Below are 23,511 nucleotides of genomic sequence, written 5' to 3'. Positions count from 1 at the left end.
TGCCTGAGACGCCACCGTGCGTTTCTTCTTCATTGGCATATCCATGATTTTTATCGCTCATGATATGCCTCGCCCACGAAATCACGGATAGGTCCAACAACAGGCAACTGCATCTGGATAAACCGCATGTTCTCGAACAAACATCCTGAATTTCGTCGCCCATCGGTCGGGCCGCGGCGCTCCACGAGGCTCAGTCGTTTTGCTGAATTGCTTTTTGGTGCAATTTCCAAAGGAACATTGGTAATTGTTGTACTACTGGCTATCGTCCTCGCAGTCCTCAGTGCAGTTATGGGCTCGGGGGCGAGCCTAAGCGATCTTCCGACAACGCGCAGGGGATGGCGAAATTTGCTTGTTGTTGTGCTGGTAGTGTTTATCGTCATTGCAGGAGCTATCTATCTATTCCATCCGACGAGGCGATAGTCCCGTCCCTGAGTGAATAGCGGGCAGAAAAGATCGGCCACGCCCTCGTAACCCAAGGTCCTATATCGGTGGCTTGCCGTCAGCCAATTTGGAATACTCGAATTGAACATCTCTAAAATCAGCGTTATCAATTGTCAAAATCGAATGATCACAGCCTTGGCTTTGACCATTAGCCTTTCCTCCTGCGCACTCCTGCCAGAACCAACGCACAATGTAGAGACCGAAACACCAACCTACAACCCATCAACATCCGCCCGCATTCGCGTGCTTTCGTCCGAGAACAATCGACCATACGCAATTTTCCGATCCGGCAGCTGCTTCCGGTCGTTTCTTGATTTCGATGGCACGCGGGTGGATGACGGCTTGGCCGGCAGCTTCCGTTACTCCACACGTAGCGTGGTGATCGGCATGCCACTCAGCCCGCGTCCGTGGATGCGTCCCGATGGCCTGGTCGGGAAAACGATGGTGCGTGAATACGTGGCTCCAGCCGGACAGCCGATCACGTATTCGATGGGATGGGTGGTCGACAGCGGGCAATACGGCACGACGCGACGATGCGTTCCGTCATCGATGGTGCTCACGCCAGAAGCGGGACATGACTACGACGTGTACCTGGAGGGTCAAGGACGTCAGTGCTCGATTGTGGCAAAGCAGATCGATGGACAGGGACTCGATTTGATCACGCCTATGTCGGTAGCGCCGAAATGCTCGTCGGATAGGTAAGGGTGGAGGGGCAAGTCATCGCTTATACGCCGCACAGTCCGAACAAGACATCGTACCCATCCGAAAAGCGCGGCGATCTCTCCGTCAACGCAGTCGAAGAAGTAGAAGTGTCCAGAAAAGTTTTATCGTCAATCAAACGTAAATCGGGGAATTCACATGTTTCGCAAGTTGATCGCAGTATGTGCTGTCGCGGCACTAACAGGTTGTGCATTCAACGCAGGGGAGACCACTGGGAATCAAAAGCTTGAAAAGGCTACGCAGGAGTCGTTGACTCAACAATTCGTACCTGACGTGGCGACAAGAGATGAGGTCGCTCTGCAGTTCGGTCCGCCCGATAGAAAAGTAAGTGCAGGCACCATGGAAATATGGACCTATTCATACCGATCGAGCGCGCACCTGGTGGTGGCGGTAGTGGCTGTGCAAACGGGTGAAAAAAAGCACGCAGATTTCTACTTCGACGAAAAAACCGGAATCCTGAAGAAGATCGAGCTGGAATCTCATCGCGGTTGATTCACGTCGCGCACGTCGACGCGTTCGCGTCAAGCCGCCGAAGCTAACTACCATCGCTTCGGCAGCCGCCGCTGACGTTTCATCCTGAATCCAGGCAAGTACAACAGAACAAGCATCACGGCGACGCCCAAACCCGCGCTCGCCGCGCGACAAGCAAGATCAGGGATTAAATTAATGAGCATCACAAAGAGGCTGGCGGCACTGCCGCTCACAGCCCTGGTATCAATCGGGGGCCACGCCCAACAGGCGCCGACGCCTGCAGACGCCGCAGCGGCCGCGCGCGCGAACGCCGAGCAGAACCAGCAGATTCAGCAGCAGCGCGACGCGCAGCAACGCGCACAGACAGTCGATGCGCCCGCCGTGCGTTCCGCCGTGCCGCAGAAAGAGGGCTTTCCCACGTTGCCTGCGGAAACCCCGTGTTTTCGCATCGACACGTTCAACCTCGACGTGCCCGCGACACTGCCCGATGCGATCCGCAAGCAAGGCGAATCGGCGTTGCCGCTTGATCGTTTCGCCTTCGCACGCGAATGGCTTGACCACTACCGAGGTCGATGTATCGGCAAGCAAGGATTCGACATCCTGACGAAGGGCGTGCAGCAAGCCATATTGAGCCGCGGCTACGTCACCACACGCGTGCTGCTACCGGAACAGGACGTGTCGACGGGTACATTGACACTCGCGCTCGTACCCGGCGTCGTCCGGCATCTGCAATTCGCCGATACCGCTGACGGCTCCAGAATTCGTGGCACGTGGAAATCCGCATTCCCCGCGCGCGACGGCGACCTGCTGAACCTGCGTGACCTCGAGCAGGGGCTCGAGCAGATGAAGCGCGTAGCGAGCCAGGACGTCGACATGAAAATCCAGCCGACCACGGCACCGGGCGAGAGCGACGTCCTGATCGCAGTGAAGCGCACGAAACCGTGGAGCGTCGTCGCATCCATCGACAACTCCGGCACGCGCGCCACGGGCAAACTGCAAGGCAACCTGGGCGTTGGCCTCGATAATCCTCTGGGCATCAACGATGTACTCGCGCTTGGAGCAACGCAGGACCTCGAATTCGGTGACAAGGGACTGGGCACGCATGGCTTCAACGGTTCCTACTCGGTGCCATGGGGCTACTGGACCGCGACGCTGTCGGGCAACTCCAACACGTACTACCAGCAGATCGCCGGCGTAAATCAGACGTTCGTGTCGAGCGGCAACTCGCAGACAGCCGCATTACGGCTGGCGCGCGTGCTCTCGCGCGGCCAGAGCGACGTATTCGGTGTGGAATTCCAGCTGTCGAAGCGCTTTGGCGAGAGCTTCATTGACGACACCAGTATCGAGGCGCAGAAGCGCAACAATACATTTATCGAAGCTGGCCTGACTGATCGCCACTACTTCGGTGCGGCGCAGTTCGATGGCACGCTCGCGTACCGTCAGGGTGTCGGCGGACTGGGCGCCACGCCGGATCCGTTCCCGGATGGTCCAACCTATCGCTACCACATGGCCGTGCTCGACGCGAACCTGTCGGCGCCGTTTAAGATCGCTAACCAGAACTTCCGTTACGTTGCGACCGTACATGGACAGTTCACGAACGACACGCTGTTCTTCATCGATGATCTGACGATCGGCAGCCGCTACACCGTGCGCGGCTTCGATGGCGAGAATCTGCTTGGAGCGGAGAAGGGCTTTTACTGGCGCAACGAATTGCAGTATTCGATTGGACAGACGGGGCAGGCGCTGTTCGCTGGTGTCGACTACGGGCGCGTGTTCGGCCCGAATACCGAGTTTCTTGCGGGGACTCAACTGGTCGGTGCGGTGATCGGTGTTCGCGGTAGCGTGCCGTCACGGTTTGCGGGCTTCGGATATGAGGTGTTTGCGGGTACGCCGATCTATAAGCCTGCGGGATTTCCAACGGCACGCGTGACGGTGGGGTTTCAGTTGACCGCGCAGTTCTAGATTTTGTTGGCGTAGCCACGCGAGCGCGATCTGAGCGATTGTTGCGCACTAAACGCCTTGAGCGACTCGACGAGCGCAAGATTTGCAACTCGATCGGCTACAGAAAAACGCGGCAAATTAAGCACAGAAGTCGTTTTCGTGTGAAACCGGGTATCGGTCTGAACGGCTCCGGTTAGAAAGCCCTTCCCTGGCGGACTGTAAGCAACAAAGCCGATGCCCAGCGATTCCACGGCAGCGATCACATCGTCAGCGGATTAGACCTTAAGCAGCGCCGCTCCTCGCGCACCGCTCAAGAAAAAGATCTGGACGATACATCATGAATTCCGGAGAAGAAGAGATGGCCGCGGAACGATCAAGCGCTTATCTTTGAATCGTTGTTACGGCATGCGTTTGTCAGCAGCGCACTGGGTTTTCTGAATACATAGATGGGGCGGCTCGTGGCTGGTCGGTTTTACCGTTAAGTGTCTTGACAGCGCCGTTGGCGAGCGAACGACATCGCGCATTGGCTTCTCAAGCCCGGGCATCGCAACCAGCGATACCCATAGTGATGCCCGGCTCACGCAATGACAATCTTCATTGGTCGAAGTCACGTTGCATAGCCGGATTGGCGATCGGTTCGGGCGACGAGCCTTTTGCGTTCGAATGTGACATGATTTCGGATCCGAACGGTCGCCGACAGGCGTTTGCATTTGGAAACCCGAATCCGCACGACGCTGCCGGTTTGCAAGCCTTGCTGATAGCGCATGTTGCGCTTCGAATCGAATGAGGATCAATGAATGCCGGAGGGAAACCCGGGTCAACGCTTTCCCATTCCGGTCCTAACGGTTTTACTTCGCAGCGGCCTCGATTGCATTTGCAAGACCGTCCGGGTCGGTAAGGAACGGCGTATGACCTGTTCGCAAACTCACTTGCATACGTGTATTGCAGGGTGCCAAAAGCGTATCAAGCCATATCGGAACTTCGGGCGTGAAAAACAGAACCTTTGGTGACGCGATGTGCGTCACTGGGCGGATACCCGAACTGCGCCTTAAAAGCGCGGCTAAACGCGGCTTCCGAACCATAGCCCGCACTAAAAGCCACGTCCGTGACTTTGACGGTTCCGGTCCGTAACAAGTCGGCCGCCAACGTCAATCGCCACCGGGTCAAATAGCGCAGCGGTGGTACACCGACCACCGACGTAAAACGATCCGAAAAAATCGAACGTGACATCGACGCAGTTTCCGCGAGCGACTCCACGGTCCAGGCGCGGGATGGTTCCATGTGCATTGCGTTCAGTGCTCGTCCAATGCGCTCGTCGCTGAGCCCCGACAGCCATCCAGCCCGGTTACCCTGCTTGCTGACCCACATGCGAAGTGTGCGGATAACAAGCAGATCGATGAGCCGCGAAACCATCAGCGAGGCTCCGGGCCCGGCACTACGTGATTCAACGTCCAGGAAATTTGTAATGGCGGCAAGCCAGGGCGGTTCGCTTGCTCTGTCACACGTCAGATGGATAAGCCCTGGAAGGCCCGTGAGTAAGGATCTCAAAGGCGCTCCATCAAAATAGAATGACCCGGCGAGGAAGCATCCTGCAGTTTCATCATCGGTAGCCCATCTGGAAGTGCGAGGCTCTGTCTTTATCGTGCTGTACGTGTCTTCATCGAAACGGTGCTGTGCCTTGCGGGCAGCTCCGCTTTGGACCGTATGTCCATTGGCGTGCGGTAGAAGAACGAAGTCCCCCGGTCGCAATAGCACCGCTTCACCTCCGTGTTGAGAGACCAGCAGTTCTCCGGAGCGAAGATGCAAAAAACTGGCAGGACCCGCTTGAAAGGTGACCTCCGTAGCGACGCCCACTTCTCCGCGAAAAACGCGGTCACCTCGAAGACGGATCAGCCTGAGTACCTGGGACAAAACGTCAGATTCTTCGACGCGCATGGACTGCTCCACGGAGGGCACTTGCAAGTAAATGCTGAACAGGATGTGAGCTATAGCCACCGAGTATAGCGTTGGATTTATGCGAGGGGATCGACGAATGGACCCTGACCTTCCGGTGCGCTGGCGCTCGCAAAACCGCACCTGAGAAGCGCACGGTTGCGCATGCGTCCGACCACAGATAAAACGACTGTCATTTCCCGGGTTCACCTTTTCCAGAAAAGAAAAGAACTGATCTGGATCGCTACGCAACTTGAAAACGTTGAAATGAAAATCCGGGAAAAGGACGAATGATCATGGAAATCGGACTCTAAAACATGGCCGTCAAGTGCAAGCAGGGCTAGAGTAGCTAAACCGTAGTCATTTCGCATACAGGGAGCGAAAGGCGTTGCAGTTCGTGCATTTGGGTGCCTTGAGCTGAAGATGAAAAATTGCCATTCGGCGTATTGAACGTATCTTGTCAACGCGGATTAAAAGTTGTGTTTCAGATGCATATAAGTTTGTTAGACGCTGTTACACGATGGATTTAAATCATCGCCCGATTCCGACAGCACTACCCATAAGGAAAGCTCCGATGTCCAATATCTCCGTCCCTGCCACCATTGCTGACGCGCCCGCTGCGTCACGGCCTCTTCTGGAAGCCATTGAGAAGAGGTTCGGTACCGTCCCAAACCTGTTTCGTCTGGTATCGAACAGCCCATCGGCACTTGAAGGGTACCTGAACCTGTCCAAAGCGCTTTCCAAGGGCACGCTGTCCGCGCAGACAGGTGAGCGCATCGCGCTCGCTATCGCTGAGATCAATGGCTGTGACTACTGTTTGTCCGCGCATGCCTATCTCGGGAAAAATCTGGCAAACCTCGATGATGCGGAAATCACCGCAAATCGTAGCGGGCGTTCAAATGACGCGAAAGCAGACATCGCCGTGCAATTCGCAGCAAGACTTGCACTGAACCGCGGTCGCGTATCAGAAGCCGATGTGAGATCCGTTAAGGGCGCCGGCTATACCGACGCAGATATCATTGAGATAGTTCTGCATGTCGCGCTGAGCGTCTTCACGAATTACACCAACATCGCCGCGAAAACGGCGATCGACTTTCCTGCCGTGGCGCGGCATCAGGACGCTTAAGGCGCGACGCGTGAATGCTTTCCGGCACAGGGTCTCGGCGAAGCGGCATCATGACCGTTTAGTACGAAACCGGAATAATGCACTGCAAGTTGGTGTTCAGTGTGATAAGCGTCCCGTTAAAGATTACGGGGCACATTTGCCACCATTCCATCTGGAGCCCGCTATGGATCTTTCCTCCCGTTTGTCCCGACTCGGGGTTGAACTGCCCCCACCGATCCGCCCGCTTGGCTCATATCGCACCGTGTCGATATCGGGCAATCAGTTGTATGTGTCGGGGCTCGGACCGTTCGAAAACGGCAAGCCGATCGTCGGAATCGTCGGCGCGGACCTATCGCTCGAAGCCGCGCAGCGCGCGGCGCGCTTGACGATGCTGATGATCCTGTCGTGCATCGAAGACGAATACGGGCTCGACAGAATCGATCGCTGCAGCCGGCTCACCGTGTATGTGCGCGCCGAGGCGTCGTTCACGCAGCATCCGCAGGTGGCCAATGGTGCGAGCGACCTGCTGCACGAACTGTTCGACACGGACAAGCTCCCCGCGCGCAGCGCATTGGGCGTCTATACGTTGCCAATGGGCATTCCAGTCGAGATCGACAGCATCTTCGAAATAAAAGCGTGATGGACCAGCCTCCGGCCTTTTTGCCAGGAAGTCTTGGCGTACGCGGTTAGTCGTCGGCGTGTGGTTCGTAGCCGGCAGGTGATAGGTCCAGGGAGCCGCGCGTGGGCGGCTATCGTCGCGTGGTATTCGGCACGGCGCTGTTCATTCTGCTCGCTGGCGTGCGCTAAAGACTCCGAACCGGTGCGCGTTCAGACATTCATCACGAAGGATCCGGCTGACGGCGATCCTGTTCACCGGCACTGACGGCGGACGATAGATCATGCATACCGGACGCCGCGATATGGCCAGTGCCCGACACTTTCTCTAAAGTGGCTGAGTGATTCATTGGGCAAAGGCATCAAGCAATAGAACGGGCATAAATCACGCAGTCGCCTGTTCGATCCGGTTTTGTTCATATCCTCCTTGATGAAGAGGTGAAGTTTTTCACTCTTTCATCTGAGGCACGACTCACGTCGGGTCATTATGGAAAGAAGGACGTCCACTTCATTATGACGCGGTGCCCGGATAATCGCGAAACCTATTAGGCGCATTGCTTTAAGTCTGATGGGATCGCGAGTATAAATGAAAAAGTCATTGTGAAAGACTCGAAGAAAGCGCAGAAATCCAGAAACAGGGTAGTCGATCGATCGACCTTTGCTGAAGTCGGATATCCTGACACGATAGAAGAGCAAGGCGACGCGTTATCTCAAGTGCTCAGACTGGTTCGTTTGCGAGGGCATGCTGTCATCGATGGTGAATTGGGAGCGCTCGGCGAAGTGATATTCCCGCCCGGCAGGGCAAGCTTTCTTCACTTGCGCGATGGCGAAGCAGTGCTTGTGCCGCGCGAGGGCGGCCCCTTGTTATTGCAGGCTGGCGACTCAGTTCTTTCGCTACATGCAGATGGATTTACGCTCCAGGACGGAAGTAGCAGCGAAGGAACGCGCGTCCTGAAAGCGAAAATCTCGTTCCGCGCTGGGCATCAAACGCAAAACGTGCGATGGGCGGCGAATTCCGACATCGTTGGCCGCTTTCTTGCATGTGCGTTCCATTTTGATACCGGCCCTCCAGGTTCCTTTATCGTGGGCCTTCCCAGGTTAATTCATATCAAGTGCCATAATGGCCGGATTCCGCAATGGCTGGATGCCATTTCCCGGTTTCTGATCGACGAAGCTATCACTGCTGGGCCCGGATCTTCTATTCTCATCTCGCTTCTTATAGATCTCCTTGTTATTCGGACGTTGTGCACATGGATCAACGGCCGTGGAAAGCGTCTGGATGGACTCTTCGGATTGAGGGACGAGAGGATCGGGCGTGCATTGAACGCGATTCATCTGAATCCTGCTCACGGGTGGACAGTTGAGTCACTCGCAGAGATCGCGGCGATGTCCCGGTCCAATTTTTCGGACCGGTTTACGGCTTCTGTGGGTGTACCGCCATTGCGATATGTGACGCGCTGGCGCCTGACCGTGGCGGCTGATCTGCTGCGCGCAGGAAAGCTGAAAGTGATGGAGGTCGCGCAAACCGCGGGATACGGATCCGAGGCGGCGTTCAGTCGTGCATTCAAAGCACAATTTGGGTATCCACCACGCGACTCACGCCGGCTCGCGGATGCGGAAGCATCGGTCTCGGAAAATCCGGAGTCCGATTGAAAAGCTGCCGTCCCTGCGTCGTCCAATGGGTTTGCGCGAACAGTATGGCCGCCGTACTCTACGAACATCCGCGCGCGCATAGGAAGACAATGTTGTATTGCCAGGTCTAGGAACGCGGCTTCAGGGGCTGTTCCAACTGCGCCCTCGATGACGCAGTCGATAACCAATGAGACTCCCGCATGCAACCCGACGAATATCATCTCGCCACCATCTGGCGTCTTGAAGCCCCCCTCCAGGCAGTGTGGACCGCCATTCACGACTCCGCCCACTGGCCCGACTGGTGGAAAAATGTCGAACAGGTCGCGGAACTCGAAGCAGGCTCAACCGACGGCATCGGCTCGCTGCAACGCTATACATGGAAGGGCCGACTTCCCTACCGCGTAGTCTTCAACATCCGCGTCACCCGCATCGAGCCGTTGGTCGCCCTCGAAGGCATTGCAAGCGGCGATCTGGAAGGCATAGGCCGCTGGCGCTTCACAACCGACCAGGGCATCACAGTAGTGCGTTACGAATGGCGCGTCCGCACGCGACGCGGCTGGATGAACCTTTTCGCGCCGCTAGCCAAGCCGCTCTTCCAATGGAATCACGATTTCGTGATGCGCGAAGGGGGGCTGGCGCTCGCGCGATTACTCGATGCAAAACTGATCAGTATCGAACACCGCTCATGACACTTCGATGTTCGCGTTCCTGAATAAGTCGCTCCGCAGCTGTCAGATTTTTCCCCAAGTGCCATCGATAAACCGCGTTGGGTAGTCGAACCGCATACCCGTCGCGCACCCGCACAGACACGCGCAATTAACACATCGACCTTACATTGAAGTGCGAAATCGAGCTCGGAATGTTGCAAAAGCATCAATGTATTTTTTTGCAAACTGAGAGCAGTATCGCCACGCGTTCCTTTACGATGCCGGATGTGCGCCACGCACGCCAAACCCACAAGGAGAGGACCCGATGGACATTGATTCGATTCGCAAAGCCGCCTTTGCGATGCCTGTTCATAATCCGGCGTATCCACGCCCGCCGTTCCGCTACAGGAACCGGGAGTACTTCATCATTTCATACGAATCGGATCCCGACGCATTGCGCGCCGCGGTGCCCGAGCCGCTGCAGCCGGTCGACAATCTCGTCCACTACGAATTTATCCGCATGCCTGACTCGTCCGGTTTCGGTGATTACACCGAAAGCGGTCAGGTCATTTCGGTGCGCGATCCGCAGGGCAGAATCGGCAACTACACGCACGCGATGTATCTCGATGACGAAGGCCCGATTGCCGGCGGCCGCGAAATCTGGGGTTTCCCGAAGAAACTCGCGCGCCCTCGCATTTCGGTCGACGGCAACGACACGCTGCTCGGCACGCTCGATTACGGCACCCAACGCATTGCCACCGGCACGATGGGCTACAAGCACAACTTCTGCGACGCCGAAGGCGAACGCCGCAAGCTCGGTGAAACGCCGAACTATCTGCTGAAGGTCCTTCCGCACGTCGATGGCACCGCGCGCGTTTGCGAACTGGTGCGCTTTTTCTTGCGCGATGTCACCGTGTACGGCGCATGGAGCGGACCCGCCGCACTCGAATTGCGTCCGCACGCGCTCGCGCCCGTCGCCGATCTCCCCGTGCGTCGCGTGATCGGTGCGCGTCACCTGATTGCGGACCTGACACTCGATATCGGCGAAGTCGCATTCGACTATCTGGCCGCGGTCGACACGCTAAAGCCCGCAGCAAACCAGTAACTTCCGAACGAGGATCGTGATATGTCGTTGAACAACAAGGTGGCCGTCGTAACCGGCGCGGCAAGCGGCATTGGCGAGCAGTGCGCGCGCAAGCTCGCCGCGCAAGGTGCGAAAGTGGTCATTGCCGATCTTTCGCTGAAGAACGCACAGCAGGTTGCAACCAGCATCAACGATGGTGGCGGCAGCGCGTTCGCAGTCGAAATGAACGTAGTCGACGAAGACGCGGTGAATCGCGGCATCGACGCAGCAGCTGAAAAATTCGGCGGTATCGATGTACTGGTGTCGAATGCCGGTATCCAGATCGTCAACCCGATCGAAAACTACGCATTCGCGGACTGGAAGAAAATGCTCGCCGTGCATCTGGACGGCGCGTTCCTGACGACCAAAGCGGCCATCCGCCATATGTACAGCGGTGGCCGCGGCGGCTCGATCATCTATATGGGCTCGGTGCATTCGCACGAAGCATCGAAGCTCAAGTCCGCATATGTCACGGCGAAGCACGGTCTGCTCGGTCTTGCGCGCGTGGTCGCGAAAGAGGGCGGTCCGCGCGGCGTCCGTGCGAATGTCGTGTGCCCGGGCTTCGTGCGCACGCCGCTCGTCGACAAGCAGATTCCTGAGCAGGCCAAAGAACTCGGCATCTCCGAAGAGGAAGTGATCAAGCACGTGATGCTTGGCGATACGGTCGACGGCGAATTCACCACAGTCGACGACGTCGCGAATACCGTCGCATTCCTCGCGGGTTTCGAATCGGCCGCGCTGACCGGACAGTCGATCGTCGTCAGCCACGGCTGGTATATGCAGTGATAAGGGGGCATGCATGAGCAGCGAAACCAACAAGCCGGCGCGGCAGCCCGGCGCGTTCGTGCTGCCGCGCTATGACGAGATTGCGCTGGTGCTGCAAGGCGGCGGCGCGCTCGGTTCTTACCAGGCGGGTGTTTATCAGGGCCTGGCCGAAGCGGGTGTTCATCCGCACCGGATTGCCGGCGTATCGATCGGCGCATTGAATACCGCGATTATTGCGGGCAATCCGCCGGAAAAGCGCGTCGACGCATTGCAAGGGTTCTGGGATGCGATCTGCCATCCGCGTGGCTGGATCGGTAACTGGAGCGCGTGGGCGTTGCCGGGTCTCGAGCAGCACGACCTCACGCGCCGATGGGCGAGCATGTTCGCGGCGACGCGCGCGCTGACCGAAGGTCAGCCGGGCTTTTTTGCCCCGCGTTTTCCGTTGCCGCTCGCCGGCTTCGAGAAGGTGACCCCGAACCAGGTCAGCTACTACAACACGGCCGCGTTGAAAGAGACGCTGCTGGCGTTCGCCGACTTCGACCGCATCAACGATGGCGACATCTGCGTGTCGGTCGGCGCGGTCAACGTTCGCACCGGCAACCTGACCAGCTTCGTCAATCGCAAGACGCGTTTGACGCCCGAGCATTTCATGGCGTCAGGCGCATTGCCGCCGGGCTTTCCGGCGGTCGAGATCGATGGCGAGTTCTACTGGGATGGCGGCCTCGTGTCGAATACGCCGCTGACCGAAGTGCTACGCGACTCGGAGCAGAAAGACACACTCGTGTTTCAGGTCGACTTGTGGAGCGCGCAAGGCAATTTACCGGGTGATTTTCTTGACGTGTCGGAGCGCGCGAAAGACATCCAGTATTCGAGCCGGACTCGCGCGATCACGAACATGCTTGCGGAGCGCCAGCGCAACGCATGCTTTATCAAGGAATTGCTGAAGCACGTGCCGTCGTCGGTCATTAAGGCCGACCCGCTGTTCCGGCACGCGCAGAAGCTCGCCGACGGCAGCGCGATCAATGTGGTGCACCTCATTTATAAGAACAAGTCGTATGAAGGGCACTACAAGGACTACGAGTTCAGCGTCGATACGATGAAAGAGCACTGGGAAAGCGGGCTCGAAGATATTCGCGATTCGTTTTCGCATCGCGACTGGTTCGATGTGCCGAGCCGCGATATCGGGTTCATCACGCACGATGTGCATCGTCCGCAAGGCAAGATGCCATCGTCGGACAAGGACCTGCTCGAACTGCGTGAAGATTCGAAGAAAGAAGAGGCCGCGTGAGCGGCGCGCCGATGCCGGCTGCTTCAAGCCGGCATCGGTGTTTGCTTCAACTGCGCCGCTGCAGGTCGACGCGCGCAATGAGTCGCTCCATCCATCCGCGCAGCAACGCATTCGACGCCACCGTCGGTATCGATCGCGCGAGTATCCGATAGACGTCGCCGCGTTTGATCTTCGACGCGCGTCCGGGTTCGAGCCATGCCGGGTTCGTAACCAGCAGTTCCAGCGTTTCGAGTCCGATCACGATCGGCCATACACATGCGAGCCGCAAACGAACCGCGCGCGCGGGAATCGCGAGCGTATAGTCGACCGCTGCACGATAGTGATCAAGCGCGTGGCCGACCAGTTCGCGCATTAACGGTTGTGCACGCAACGACGCGCCAGGTTCGAGCAGATCGCGCGGCGTCAGGATGTAACGCTCGAGCAGCACGGACGGTAAATAGCAGCGGCCGATTCGCAGATCCTTGCCGCAATCGCGCAGCACATTGGTCAACTGCAGCGCTTTGCCGAAGCGCACGCCGCGGGCGATCATCGCCGGCTCGGCTTCGGTCAGCGTGCCCGGCAAGTGGGCATACGTCATCTTCGTCCAGAACTCGCCGACGCAGCCGGCGACCTGGTACGTGTACAGGTCCAGTTCACTCAATTCGCGTAGCGCAACGAGACGGCCCGACTGTTCGTCGGGAAACGTGCGCAGGTCGAATTCCATGCCTTCAGTCAGCGTCGTGACGATTTCGCGGACCGCGTGACGGTCGTCATCGGCCAGTTGCGGCAGAATCGCGAGCGCCGGCTCGAGCGATTCGAGCAGCACCTTCTCGTCCGATTGAGTCTGTTGCCCGGCGAGCTGTCCGGCAATGCGCTGCAATTGCGCACTCTGATCCGACGCGCCGTTCACCGCGGCGCGCAGCGACAGCAGCAGCGTAAGCCGCTCGGCAGGCGGCACGATCGATGTGTCCGCAATCGTATCGGCGGCGCGCGCCAGCAGATACGCAACACCGATCGGGTCGCGCATGCCGGTCGGCAGCACGCGCAAGGTCAGATAGAACGAACGCGAAACACCTTTCAGAAGCGGGCCGAGCAGAAAGGCCCGGGTCGTGTTGGGCATAAGCGGAGTCGAATGGACGCGTGTCGGATTAAAGGCTGCCGCATTGTATACGGCAAACCGGCGTGAGGTTGCGCACGCGGCCCGATTCGTCAGTCGCGACGACACGATTTCGTCACCGAGGCATGGAAATCATCGCCTATGCTTGGAATCCCGGCCATGTCGCGCGCGCATACGGCCAACACCTATTCCGCATGTGCCCCCCCGCGCGCACTCAGTGCTCAGGCATGACGGGTGCTCCAGCAGATTGCCACCTTCACTTCGCGGAGAAAGTCATGGGCATTTTCAGCACGATTCTCAGCAAGATATTCCCAGGTAGTCACCCAGCCACGAAGGCAGCGGACCCCATTGGGGCTCCCGTCGCCGCGGCGCCCGCAGGCGGTTCGGCAGCACCCGCAGCGGCGGCCGCCGAGCCGGTCGATGTCGAAGCGGTTCTGACAGGCCTCGCACAGCAGCGCTCGGAAACGCTGAACTGGCGTACGTCGATCGTCGATCTGATGAAGCTGCTTAACCTCGACAGCAGCCTCACAGCGCGCAAACAATTGGCCGAGGAATTGAAATTCTCCGGCGACACGAACGACTCTGCGTCGATGAATGTCTGGCTGCACAAGCAGGTGATGACAAAGCTGGCGGAAAATGGCGGCAAGGTGCCGGATGATCTGAAGAACTAAAACGCAAAGCGGCGCGCCTTCCGATGCGCGCCGCTTGAAGCGTGAAGCCCGAGGCTCGAAGCCTGGAGCTTAAAGATTGCTCGCGAAGCCGCGCGCATCGTAATGGCGCATACGGCGTTCGACTTCGCCAAGGTCTGTCGACCCTTCCAGATAGCGGTCCAACTCGCGCTGCTCATTGCGGTCGAACCAGTTGCCAATCGTTTCGATGAGGTATGCGAACATGATCGTCTCCAGTGAGTGAGGTGTGACGCGCTTCCATGGAGACGTATCGTATCGGCTGAAAATGAGCAGAAAATGAGGCCCGCTTAAAACCGATGCCGCAGGCCGACCGCAACCACCAGTTGCTGATCGTTCGACGAAGGGCTCTGGCTCGCGATATTCGCCGTCAGACCGGAGCCGTCGCTATCGATATGCTGATAACTCGTCTGCAGATAGACGTCGGTCCGCTTGGAAAACAGGTAGTCCGCCTGCACCGACACCTCGTTCCACTTCGGATGATGCGAACCGCTAGCGGTTGAAAGCGCGCCATCCGTGAACGTGTACTCGCCGGTTACACTGAACATCGGCGTGATCAGGTAGCTCCCGTTGATTTCGTAGTTGCTGAAGCACGCGCCTTGACCGTTTTGCAGGAGCCCGAGGCTATTCGGGCCGTTGATCGTATCGAGCCCGCCCAGTTGCGTGCGCGTCCACACCATGCCGACCCGCGCCGGCCCGAATGCATAGGCGGCGCCTGCTCCATACGTGCGTTGCAGCGCCGCGATAAACGTGCGATCAGTCAGCGTGATCGCACCATTCGTGTTGCCGCCGCCGCCGTTATTCGCCTGCAGGAAGCCGGCGCCAAGCGACACCGGACCGGCGCCGTATGACGCGCCGAAGCTGTAGAGCCGGTTATTGTCGAAGCCGGTGTCGTTCGAGAAGCCATACAGCGCGCCGAATTTCAGGCCCGCATAATTCACGCTCGCGTATTTGATCGAATTGTTCACGCGGAACGAGTTGTTCAGATTGTCGTTGTCGTACGGATGCGCCGACAGATTATTGCCGCCCGGATGAATGCCAGTGAAGCTCAGCGCCGCAAGGTAATCGACCACCGAGTCGTACTGACGGCCGAGCGTCACAGTGCCCAGGCGCGTATTCGACACGCCCGCATACGCCTGGTAGCCGAACAGCCGCCCGCCCTGACGCGCGGTGCCGTTCGTCGCGCTAAAGCCGTTTTCGAGTTCGAATACCGCCTTCGTTCCGCCGCTGAGGTCTTCGCGGCCGACGAGGCCCCAGTGGCTGCCGGTCACGTCACCGCTCGCCGCCTGCCACGCGGTATGGCCCTTGGCGTTGTCGACATACAAAATGCCCGTGTCGATCAGCCCGTACAGCGCGACTGCCGGTTGCGCGTCCGCGTGGCACGCGTAACCCGCCGCGCAGGCCGCGACGATCAGAGTGTGTTTCATCCATTCCCCGTTGATAGCGCCCGGATCACATGCAAGCCCACGCGCTCGGGGTTAGCCCGGCGCGCGGCGGCGTTGCATCTGGCAGGCGTGACAGCCGGGCTGGCTGGGCCGCGCGTGGCGGCCGGCTGGCTATCCCCGGTGGAAGTCGTCGCGAGTCGTTGCGCATGTCGCCGAAAGCGGCGTCATGCTTGTCGTAAAGCACCCCATCGGACATCGGTCGACGCACTCACGGCCGGTAAAACCGTAAGAACACTGCAAGCAATCGTGCTTCGCAGGCTATTCGCGTGCGTAGAAAGTGAAGTCCGGAAAAGCGACATGCTATACGATTAATGAGAACGATTGTTATTTGAGATGCCAACTTTAGTGGCCGGATGTTTCGCGGGCTGGCGGCTCGATACGCGGATGAAGCAGATGTTGTCGCCGGACGGCGTCGTCGTGTCGCTGGGCGGCTCCGATTACCGGACGCTGCGCACGCTGCTCGATCATCCGAACCGGCCGCTATCGCGCGAGTTTCTGCTCGATCATGTGTTCGGCAAGGAGCACACGCCGCTCGACCGTTCTATCGACGTCTGCATCGGCCGCCTGCGGCATCACCTGAAAGACGAGGCGCGGCGCGCGGCGTTGATTCGCACGGTGCGCAACGAGGGGTACATGCTGATGGCGGACGTCGTTTACGAGCCGTGAAGCGTTTGCCGATGAAACTGCGTTGGCCGTTGCGCGTTGGGCGGTGCGTTGGGTCCCGCATCTGGCCCAACACGCTGTTCGGGCGGCTCGTGATGATTCTCGCGATCGGCATGTTCGCCAGGCAAAGCTTCGATTCGCGCGTCAGTTAGCGCCTCAGTTAGCGCGATGCCTGGTTGGACGATTGGCGTCGTCGTCCTGTTTCCCATCCCGCTCCCGGCCCGCCGCACGCGAATCGTCGTCGTCCGCGTCGAAATCATGCTGCGGTTCGCCGCGCCCGTTCAGTTGCGCAACCGGCAGCCGGCCATCTTCCGGTGCCAGCACGGAGCGCTGCGGGTTCGCAATTGCGATGCCTTTCTCGCTGAAGCGCTCGAAAATGCGCCGGTTGAACTCGCGCTGCACACCCCAGCGCGCCGAGTCGCGACACTGCACCTGGCCCGCGAGCGTGACCGACGCGCCGTCGAGCGCATCGACGCCCCAGAAAGCGAAGTCCGACAGAATGCCGTTCTTGAACCGGTCGTCTTCGCGCAGCGATGCGCCGATCTCCTTCAGCGTATCGATCGCGAGATCGAGATCCGCGCCGAACACGATGCTCACTCTGACCGCCGCGTTACCGAGCCCGCGATTCGTATTGTTCACGGTCGATACTGAACTGAACGGCACCGTATAGAGCGAGCCGTCGCCGCCGCGCAGTCGCACGGTGCGGATCGACAGATATTCGACGGTGCCGGAGACGCCCGCGAGCGTGACCCAGTCGCCGACCTGCATCGCGTTTTCCATCAGCAGGAAGATGCCAGTGATGAAGTCCTGCACGAGCTTTTGCGAGCCGAAGCCGAGCGCGACGCCGAAGATGCTTGCGCTCGCGAGCAGCGGCGCGGTGTTCACGCCAAGTTCGGAGAGGCCGGTGAGCACCACCACCAACGCGATCACGACGAGCAGCGCGGTGCGCAGCATCGGCAGCAGCGTGCGCAGCCGCGCGGCGCGCAGCAGATCGCCGCTATCGGTCCAGCGCGCGAGACGCCGCTCGACCGAGACATTCACCGCTTCCCACACGAACAGCGCGAAGAACGCAGCGACGAAGATCGTCACGAGTGCGGACGCGAGCCGATGGCCGACCGTGCCTTGCGCGAAGAACTGCCAGACATCGACATGCCAGACCTGCAACAGGATCAGCACGGTCACCACCGCAAGCGCCGCGTACACAAGCTGCCGCGCGAGCGGGTAGTAACGGTACGCATGCTGATGGACCAGCGAACGCTCGTTCTCGTCTTCCGCGCGGAAGAGCCGCCCGAGTGCGCCGAACAGGATGATCGACGCGACGCGTGCGCCGATCAGCACCGCAACGGAAATGCCGCCGAGATGCAGCAGCGTGCGGTAGCCGTTCTGCACGTCGAGCGCCCAGACGAACCACAACGCCATTACGATAAAGATCGCGACGCCGGTCCACAGGTCGACGAAGCCTTCGCCGAGCAGCTTGACCGGACTGCTGGTGTCCTTCGCGCGCGCAAGGATCGCTTCGGCGACCGGTTTGCGGCATTGCAGAATCATCACCGACAACAGGATGTGTCCGGCGAGTGCGACAAGCTTCACCAGCGCGAGATGCGCGGACTCGGACAGACCGAGCGCCACCGCGACTTCAACTACCACGATGCCGCCGCCGATCGCACTGACAATCCAGATCACCCAGCGCTGCACGAAAATCGCCCAGCGGTCCGGCATCCGGAACAGGCGCAGCGCCGGTGCGTCCGCTTGCAGGAAAAAGCCGCATGCGATGACGATCGCACGGCAAATTACATAGACGTCGATCAGCACGCTAAGCGAGTGTTCTTGCGGCGAGCCGTCTTTTGCGAGTATCGACATCAGCACGCTCGCCGCGCCGACAAACACGGCCAGCGGCAGCAGACGCAGCAGCAGTTGCAGCGCGGCAAGCGGCAGCCGTTGCAGCAGCGTCCAGTGCGTCGCCGCGTGGCGCTGGCTGCGTACTTCCTTCTGGTGCTGCTCGGCGCTTGTGGCGGTGGCGGACATCGGCGATGGCGCCGATGCAGAGCGCGATGGGCTGGTCGCGGACGTGGACCTGGCATCAGCCGGGACCGTTGCCGTGGACGTGGACGGTGAAGTAGACGCCGACGTAGAGGCGGACGCGCCCGCTTCGTCGACTTGTTGCGCGGGCACGCCTGCCGCTTGCACGGCTTGTGCCGCTTCCACGTCCACGCCGTCTTGCTCGTCGATGCCGAGCGCGGCTTCGCGATGCTGGCGGCGCGCCGCGATTGCGACACGTGCGCGCCGCAGCAGCCGGCGTGCGATCCATTCGATCACGATTGCCGGCAGCAGCGTGCCGACAATCGCTAACAGTATTGCGACCAGCTTTGCGCGTTCCTCCGGGTTCTGCACTTCGCCGTGCCACCAGGCGCGCACGGAATTCGTGTCGAGCAGCACGATGGCTGAGCGCTTGATCGATGAGCCGGCGTCTTCGAGCCAACGGGCGCCCTGGCGCGCGAGTTGCGCGGCGAGGCCGTTCGACTTGAGCGCGCGCGGCGCGCTCGCAGCCGACGCGGGCGCCGCCGTGGTGGCCGCCGCCGGACTGGCCGCGACCGGCGGCGTCGCGAGCGCGCCCGCGGCCGCGATTGCGTGCAGCGTGTCCGTTACCTGCGCGCGACGTTGCGGATCATTCAGGACATCGAGCGCCTGGCGGGCTTGTTCGGGGGTCAGTTTGACAGGCGGGGTTGCCGTGTCCGGCGGGGAGGGCGGGGCGGACTCCGCGACGACTGGCAGGAGCGCCAGGGCGAGGAAGAGCCATTGGAGGAAAAATTTGCGCATGGAGGGGAAGGCGTCACATCTTTACGAAATTACGGAATGGATCGACACCGAAATGTTGGGGCGAGTTCCTGATCGTCGTTCAGGTGGGGCAATATCTGTGCCGCGGATTCGGGACTGAATGGACCCGCGGCACGCTGATCGAACAACATGAATTGTATTCGGAAATCGCCTTTCAGTTGAAGTGAAATAATGGTGAATTTTAAAAGTGCGATGGGTTCGGAAACAGAGTTCGGAAAAATACAAGTTTGCAAATCGCGCGATATTGGCATGCCGATGACCAGGTTGAACCGCTGCCGCACCGGACATTTAACAGCGTTCGGTATTTCGCTCGCGCCGCCAATTAACGACTGCTCGTGTCAGCGGAATCGTGCAAGGTCGTTGTGGCCGGTAGATTCATGACATGGACATAGGTTCTCGATGTTATTAATCGAATTTCGGATTTCTGAAAATTTTAAATTAACACTGTGTGATTTACTTTGACACGGTTGTTATCGATCGAATGACATCACTGAATCGTGGGTGGTTGATACCGAATGTTTTCGGACCATTATCGCCAGATTAACAGCAATGCACGATGCGATCGCACCTGTCTGATGCCGAAAATACGAACCGCGGAAACCCTTCGTCCATCCAGCCTGGTAAAGGCATCAAAAAGGAGCCGCTTATCGGCTCACTTGCGGCGGCGTCCAATCATCAGCGCCGCGCACAAGGCGCCGCCCAGTGCTCCGGTCGCGCAGACGAGGGCAACCGCGCGAAAGGCCGCATCCAGCGCGGCACGCTCCGCGCGCGCGACGCTCGCGTCGTGTCGCGCAAGCCCCGCCAGCGGCGCCGCGGCGGGCGCGACCGCGCGCAGCACCGGGTCCGCCTGATGCGGAATATGCAGCGCGTCGAGTTGCGCCGACAACGCTGCCTCATGCGTCCATGTGAAAACGATGCCAAGCGCAGCGATCGCAATCAGGCTCGCGACGCGCGCCACCGCATTGTTGACACCCGACGCGACGCCGATGCGCTCGTTTTCCACCGACGTCATCACGGTCGTCGTAAGCGGCGTCACGCTAAGCGTCATCCCGACACCGACCACGACGAGTGCCGGAAAGAACGCGCTCCAGTACGACGCGTCGCCGGTGATAAGCGGGACCAGCGCAAATAGCGCAAAACCTGCCGCAGTGACGATCGACCCTGTGGTCAGCAGCGCGCGCGGCCCGAAACGGTCCGCGAGTTTACCGCCGACGAAGCGCGACAGCCCGCCGATGATCAACGGAATAGGCAGCAGCGCGGCGCCAGCTTGCGTGGCGGTGAAGCCGTGCGCGCGAATCAGCGTGAACGGCAGGAAGAACAACGCGCCGCCGACACCGAAATACAGCAGCAGCGTAACGAGATTGGCGCCGGAAAAGTCGCGAGATTGAAACACGTCGAGCGGCATCATCGGGTGCGGGCTGGCGGCTTCGATCATCACAAACCCGATCAGCGCGATTCCGCCGCCCGCCACCGACGCAAGCACGGCGGGTGTGACGAAGCCGCGCGTCGTCGCCAGCGTGAGCCCGTATGTCAGCGCGCCGAGACCGATTGCGGCAGCCACCGCGCCGCCCCAATCCATGCGCCGCGGCGCGTCTGGCTGATGGCTATTGGGCACCGCGACCAGCGCCAGCACGACGGTCGCCGCCGCAATCGGCAGATTCAGGAAGAAAATCGCGCGCCATGACCACGCGTCGACCAGCCAACCGCCCACGACCGGCCCCAACGCCGACGTGATCGACGCAAACCCGGCCCAGATGCCGATCGCACGGCCACGCTCGGCGTCGTCGAACACCGCGCCGATGATCGCGAGACTACTCGGCACCAGCAACGCGGCGCCGATGCCTTGTATCGCACGTGCGGCGATCAGCGTTGCCGGGTTCGGCGCGAGCCCGCACGCCGCCGATGCGAGCGTGAAGATTGCGATTCCGCAGATGAATATCCGGCGCCGGCCATAGCGGTCGCCCAGCGCGCCGCCGACCAGCACCAGCGATGACAGCGTCAGCAGATACGCATCGACGACCCATTGGATTGCCGCGACGCTCGCGTGCAGTTCGGCCTGCAGCGCGGCCAGCGCAACATTGACCGCCGAGCCGTCGATAAACGCGAGGCTCGAACCGAGCACGGTGGCCGCGAGCGCAAGCCGCTTGTGGTGCGAACGGCGGTCGTGCGGCGAGCATTGCGCGCCGCAGATCGCGAGTTCGTCGCAGGGACTTGCGCCGACCGCGACGGGCGCCGGGCGGTATCGCGCGGGCCGCGTGGGGTGCCCGGAAAGATTGGAGTCAGGATGGGCCAAGTTCGCTTCCGTGCCGGTGACACGGTCAAGCATAACAACGGCCGCGCACTGTATGCAGCGGTGCCTGCAGCGCGCACGAGCGTGGCGGTTGTGCGAACCAGCGTCTGGTCCGGCGCTGGATGGCGGCCGAACCTGGACTCTAGACCTCGACGGCAGCTTGCCGGCGCCGGTGCCGATCCTGATGGTTCGCAGCGTGGTCGTCTGAAGCGGGTTGGTCCGCGGCAGGCTCGTCCGGGTCCTGATCGCCGCCGCCGGACCCCTGTCGGCGTCCCTGCCGGATCGATGTGATATCGGTTTGGATCCGGTTCGCGTTCATCAGCCGGTACAGCGTCGCGCGCGACACGCCGAGCTCGGCCGCCGCGGACGACAGATTGTGCCCATGCCGCCGCAGCGCGTCCTCGATCCCTTCGATTTCCGCCTGCATGCGAATCTCCGCAAGCGTCTTCGGCCGCGCGTTGTTCGCGACAGGCAAGCCAAGGTCCGCTTCGGTAATGAACCGTCCTTCGGCCATCACGACCGCGCGCCGCACGCAGTTGATCAGCTCGCGCACATTGCCCGGCCAGCCGTAATTCGACATCGCGACCACGGCGCCGCTCGAAAAGCCGCGAATTTTGTGCGTGCCGTCCTGCCGGTACATGCTGAGCGCGTAGTCGGCGAGCAGGCGAATATCGGTGCCGCGCTCGCGCAGCGGCGGCTCGTCCAGACGCAACACGCACAGCCGGTGGTACAAATCCGCGCGAAAACGCCCGTCGCTGACTGCCGTTTCGAGGTCGACGTGGGTCGCGGAGATCACGCGCACGTCGACCTTGATCAGCGCATTGCCGCCGAGGCGTTCGATCGTGCCTTCCTGCAGGAAGCGCAGCAGCACCGCCTGACATTCGTGCGGCATGTCGCCGATTTCATCGAGAAAGAGCGTGCCGCCGTCCGCGTGTTCGATGCGGCCGATTTTCTTCTGCAATGCACCGGTGAATGCGCCGCGTTCGTGGCCAAACAGCTCCGCTTGCAACAACGTCGGCGGAATCGCCGCGCAGTTGATCGCGACGAACGACTGCTTCGCGCGCTCCGAACAGTCGTGCACCGCGCGCGCGGTGAGCTCCTTGCCGGTGCCCGACTCGCCGGCGATAAACACCGGCGCGTCGGTTTGCGCGCACTTGTCGAGGCGCCGGTAGAGCCGCTGCATTTGCTCGCTATGGCCGACCATGCCGTGCCGGCCAAGCGACGGCTTCGGCTTCACGCTGGTGCGCCGCAGGCTGGAGAGCCCATGCGCGTGGCCAAGCGCGAACACCAGCCGGTCGTTCAGGCACGGCTTCGTGACGAAGTCAAAGCAGTAGTCGAGGATAAAGCGGCTGGTCGGTTCGTCGTCGGTGCGGCCCGGCGCGATCTGCGCGACCCAGTTCGTCTCGCTGTGCTGCATGCAGGACTCGAGCGCGGACAGATATTGCCCGGTGCAGTCTTCAGGCAGATCGACGAGGCCGACCTTGATTTCGCCGCGATCGAGCAGACGCTCGGCGGCTGCAGGCGTTTTCGCATGGACGACATGCCAGCCGGCAGCCGTGAGGAATTCGGCGAGAGGCTCATCCGGTGCCGATGACACGCAAAGCACGGTGCGCTCGGTAGCGCCCGACGTTGAGGTGGAATGCATGGTACCCCCGGTTGGACGTTGGCCACGCGCGGTAGCACGCGGCCAGTGATCCTTCGATTTCGACAGCGGTCGTTATGGTCCGGTCCGTCTTCGCGAACCTGATCGTGCGTTGCACGCGCTGCGTTTTGCGTTTGAACCGCGCCGCTTTGCGCCGTGCCGCAGTGGTCCGCC

Annotated in this window: 18 protein-coding genes and 1 pseudogene; 12 read left to right on the top strand and 7 right to left on the bottom strand. The window is 60.3% G+C overall.

Annotated features, from left to right (window positions below; genetic code table 11):
• Positions 1-522: 522 nt before the first annotated feature.
• The 3 genes from BX592_RS12110 (at position 523) to BX592_RS12100 (ending at position 3,594) form a co-directional block, all read left to right on the top strand.
• A complete protein-coding gene (locus tag BX592_RS12110) occupies positions 523-1,143 on the top strand; it encodes a hypothetical protein (RefSeq protein WP_134191998.1) in 621 nt (206 codons plus the stop codon).
• A 156-nt stretch (positions 1,144-1,299) separates the two neighbouring features.
• Entirely contained in the window at positions 1,300-1,653 is a 354-nt protein-coding gene (locus BX592_RS12105; protein WP_134191997.1) for a hypothetical protein, read from the top strand.
• 174 nt (positions 1,654-1,827) lie between these two features.
• On the top strand, positions 1,828-3,594 hold the full coding sequence (locus tag BX592_RS12100; protein ID WP_134191996.1) for a ShlB/FhaC/HecB family hemolysin secretion/activation protein: 1,767 nt from the start codon (positions 1,828-1,830) through the stop codon (positions 3,592-3,594).
• Positions 3,595-4,536: 942 nt separating this feature from the next.
• Here the strand turns inward: BX592_RS12100 and BX592_RS12085 are convergent.
• Positions 4,537-5,508: an AraC family transcriptional regulator gene (locus BX592_RS12085; protein ID WP_134191994.1), complete on the bottom strand. Its 972-nt coding sequence runs from the start codon at positions 5,506-5,508 to the stop codon at positions 4,537-4,539.
• Positions 5,509-6,079: 571 nt separating this feature from the next.
• Between BX592_RS12085 and BX592_RS12080 the strand changes: the two genes are divergently transcribed.
• The 7 genes from BX592_RS12080 (at position 6,080) to BX592_RS12050 (ending at position 12,680) form a co-directional block, all read left to right on the top strand.
• Positions 6,080-6,631 carry a carboxymuconolactone decarboxylase family protein gene (locus tag BX592_RS12080; protein WP_134191993.1) on the top strand — a complete coding sequence of 184 codons (552 nt, stop codon included), beginning with the start codon at positions 6,080-6,082 and terminating at the stop codon, positions 6,629-6,631.
• Positions 6,632-6,794: 163 nt separating this feature from the next.
• A complete protein-coding gene (locus tag BX592_RS12075; RefSeq protein WP_134191992.1) occupies positions 6,795-7,250 on the top strand; it encodes a RidA family protein in 456 nt (151 codons plus the stop codon).
• 575 nt (positions 7,251-7,825) lie between these two features.
• A complete protein-coding gene (locus BX592_RS12070) occupies positions 7,826-8,878 on the top strand; it encodes an AraC family transcriptional regulator (RefSeq protein WP_243849488.1) in 1,053 nt (350 codons plus the stop codon).
• 179 nt (positions 8,879-9,057) lie between these two features.
• Positions 9,058-9,546, top strand: coding sequence for an SRPBCC family protein (locus BX592_RS12065; protein WP_134191991.1), 489 nt, complete (start codon positions 9,058-9,060; stop codon positions 9,544-9,546).
• A gap of 283 nt (positions 9,547-9,829) precedes the next feature.
• The gene (locus tag BX592_RS12060) at positions 9,830-10,609 is read left to right on the top strand and encodes an acetoacetate decarboxylase (RefSeq protein WP_134191990.1); all 780 of its coding nucleotides are present in this window, start codon (positions 9,830-9,832) and stop codon (positions 10,607-10,609) included.
• A 21-nt stretch (positions 10,610-10,630) separates the two neighbouring features.
• Complete coding sequence (locus BX592_RS12055; protein WP_134191989.1) at positions 10,631-11,413, top strand: 3-hydroxybutyrate dehydrogenase; 783 nt, start codon at positions 10,631-10,633, stop codon at positions 11,411-11,413.
• Between the two features lie 13 nt (positions 11,414-11,426).
• A complete protein-coding gene (locus tag BX592_RS12050; protein ID WP_134191988.1) occupies positions 11,427-12,680 on the top strand; it encodes a DUF3734 domain-containing protein in 1,254 nt (417 codons plus the stop codon).
• A 46-nt stretch (positions 12,681-12,726) separates the two neighbouring features.
• Here BX592_RS12050 and BX592_RS12045 read toward each other — a convergent pair.
• Positions 12,727-13,854, bottom strand: a pseudogene (locus BX592_RS12045) (phytoene/squalene synthase family protein); the annotation flags it as partial.
• Between the two features lie 197 nt (positions 13,855-14,051).
• On the opposite strand from BX592_RS12045, the gene BX592_RS12040 reads away from it, so the two are divergent.
• Entirely contained in the window at positions 14,052-14,447 is a 396-nt protein-coding gene (locus BX592_RS12040; protein ID WP_134192023.1) for a DUF3597 domain-containing protein, read from the top strand.
• A 69-nt stretch (positions 14,448-14,516) separates the two neighbouring features.
• Here the strand turns inward: BX592_RS12040 and BX592_RS12035 are convergent, their stop codons facing one another.
• Together BX592_RS12035 and BX592_RS12030 are read right to left on the bottom strand one after the other, a co-directional pair.
• On the bottom strand, positions 14,517-14,669 hold the full coding sequence (locus tag BX592_RS12035) for a DUF3563 family protein (RefSeq protein ID WP_243849487.1): 153 nt from the start codon (positions 14,667-14,669) through the stop codon (positions 14,517-14,519).
• Between the two features lie 83 nt (positions 14,670-14,752).
• Complete coding sequence (locus BX592_RS12030) at positions 14,753-15,889, bottom strand: porin (RefSeq protein WP_134191985.1); 1,137 nt, start codon at positions 15,887-15,889, stop codon at positions 14,753-14,755.
• 351 nt (positions 15,890-16,240) lie between these two features.
• On the opposite strand from BX592_RS12030, the gene BX592_RS12025 reads away from it, so the two are divergent.
• Positions 16,241-16,573: a winged helix-turn-helix domain-containing protein gene (locus BX592_RS12025; RefSeq protein ID WP_243849486.1), complete on the top strand. Its 333-nt coding sequence runs from the start codon at positions 16,241-16,243 to the stop codon at positions 16,571-16,573.
• 153 nt (positions 16,574-16,726) lie between these two features.
• Here BX592_RS12025 and BX592_RS12020 read toward each other — a convergent pair whose 3' ends face one another.
• From BX592_RS12020 to BX592_RS12010, 3 genes are all read right to left on the bottom strand, one after another.
• The gene (locus tag BX592_RS12020; protein ID WP_134191984.1) at positions 16,727-19,387 is read right to left on the bottom strand and encodes a mechanosensitive ion channel family protein; all 2,661 of its coding nucleotides are present in this window, start codon (positions 19,385-19,387) and stop codon (positions 16,727-16,729) included.
• A gap of 670 nt (positions 19,388-20,057) precedes the next feature.
• Positions 20,058-21,698, bottom strand: coding sequence for an MFS transporter (locus BX592_RS12015; protein ID WP_377681629.1), 1,641 nt, complete (start codon positions 21,696-21,698; stop codon positions 20,058-20,060).
• 139 nt (positions 21,699-21,837) lie between these two features.
• Positions 21,838-23,340, bottom strand: coding sequence for a sigma-54-dependent transcriptional regulator (locus tag BX592_RS12010; protein WP_134191982.1), 1,503 nt, complete (start codon positions 23,338-23,340; stop codon positions 21,838-21,840).
• Between the last annotated feature and the right edge of the window lie 171 nt (positions 23,341-23,511).

It is taken from the genome of Paraburkholderia rhizosphaerae (genome assembly GCF_004366595.1).
In the GTDB taxonomy this organism is placed as follows: Bacteria; Pseudomonadota; Gammaproteobacteria; order Burkholderiales; family Burkholderiaceae; genus Paraburkholderia; species Paraburkholderia rhizosphaerae.
Note: the sequence above shows the minus strand (reverse complement) of the source record. Positions and strands in the feature narration are given on the sequence as shown.

Bases quoted from the DNA above. Each gene is read 5' to 3' on its own strand.
- BX592_RS12040 (WP_134192023.1), top strand. From the start codon at position 14,052: ATGGGCATTTTCAGCACGATTCTCAGCAAGATATTCCCAGGTAGTCAC.
- BX592_RS12050 (WP_134191988.1), top strand. From the start codon at position 11,427: ATGAGCAGCGAAACCAACAAGCCGGCGCGGCAGCCCGGCGCGTTCGTG.
- BX592_RS12065 (WP_134191991.1), top strand. From the start codon at position 9,058: ATGCAACCCGACGAATATCATCTCGCCACCATCTGGCGTCTTGAAGCC.
- BX592_RS12100 (WP_134191996.1), top strand. From the start codon at position 1,828: ATGAGCATCACAAAGAGGCTGGCGGCACTGCCGCTCACAGCCCTGGTA.
- BX592_RS12025 (WP_243849486.1), top strand. From the start codon at position 16,241: ATGCCAACTTTAGTGGCCGGATGTTTCGCGGGCTGGCGGCTCGATACG.
- BX592_RS12105 (WP_134191997.1), top strand. From the start codon at position 1,300: ATGTTTCGCAAGTTGATCGCAGTATGTGCTGTCGCGGCACTAACAGGT.
- BX592_RS12030 (WP_134191985.1), bottom strand. From the start codon at position 15,889: ATGAAACACACTCTGATCGTCGCGGCCTGCGCGGCGGGTTACGCGTGC.
- BX592_RS12055 (WP_134191989.1), top strand. From the start codon at position 10,631: ATGTCGTTGAACAACAAGGTGGCCGTCGTAACCGGCGCGGCAAGCGGC.
- BX592_RS12035 (WP_243849487.1), bottom strand. From the start codon at position 14,669: ATGTTCGCATACCTCATCGAAACGATTGGCAACTGGTTCGACCGCAAT.
- BX592_RS12085 (WP_134191994.1), bottom strand. From the start codon at position 5,508: ATGCGCGTCGAAGAATCTGACGTTTTGTCCCAGGTACTCAGGCTGATC.
- BX592_RS12010 (WP_134191982.1), bottom strand. From the start codon at position 23,340: ATGCATTCCACCTCAACGTCGGGCGCTACCGAGCGCACCGTGCTTTGC.
- BX592_RS12075 (WP_134191992.1), top strand. From the start codon at position 6,795: ATGGATCTTTCCTCCCGTTTGTCCCGACTCGGGGTTGAACTGCCCCCA.
- BX592_RS12060 (WP_134191990.1), top strand. From the start codon at position 9,830: ATGGACATTGATTCGATTCGCAAAGCCGCCTTTGCGATGCCTGTTCAT.
- BX592_RS12080 (WP_134191993.1), top strand. From the start codon at position 6,080: ATGTCCAATATCTCCGTCCCTGCCACCATTGCTGACGCGCCCGCTGCG.
- BX592_RS12020 (WP_134191984.1), bottom strand. From the start codon at position 19,387: ATGCGCAAATTTTTCCTCCAATGGCTCTTCCTCGCCCTGGCGCTCCTG.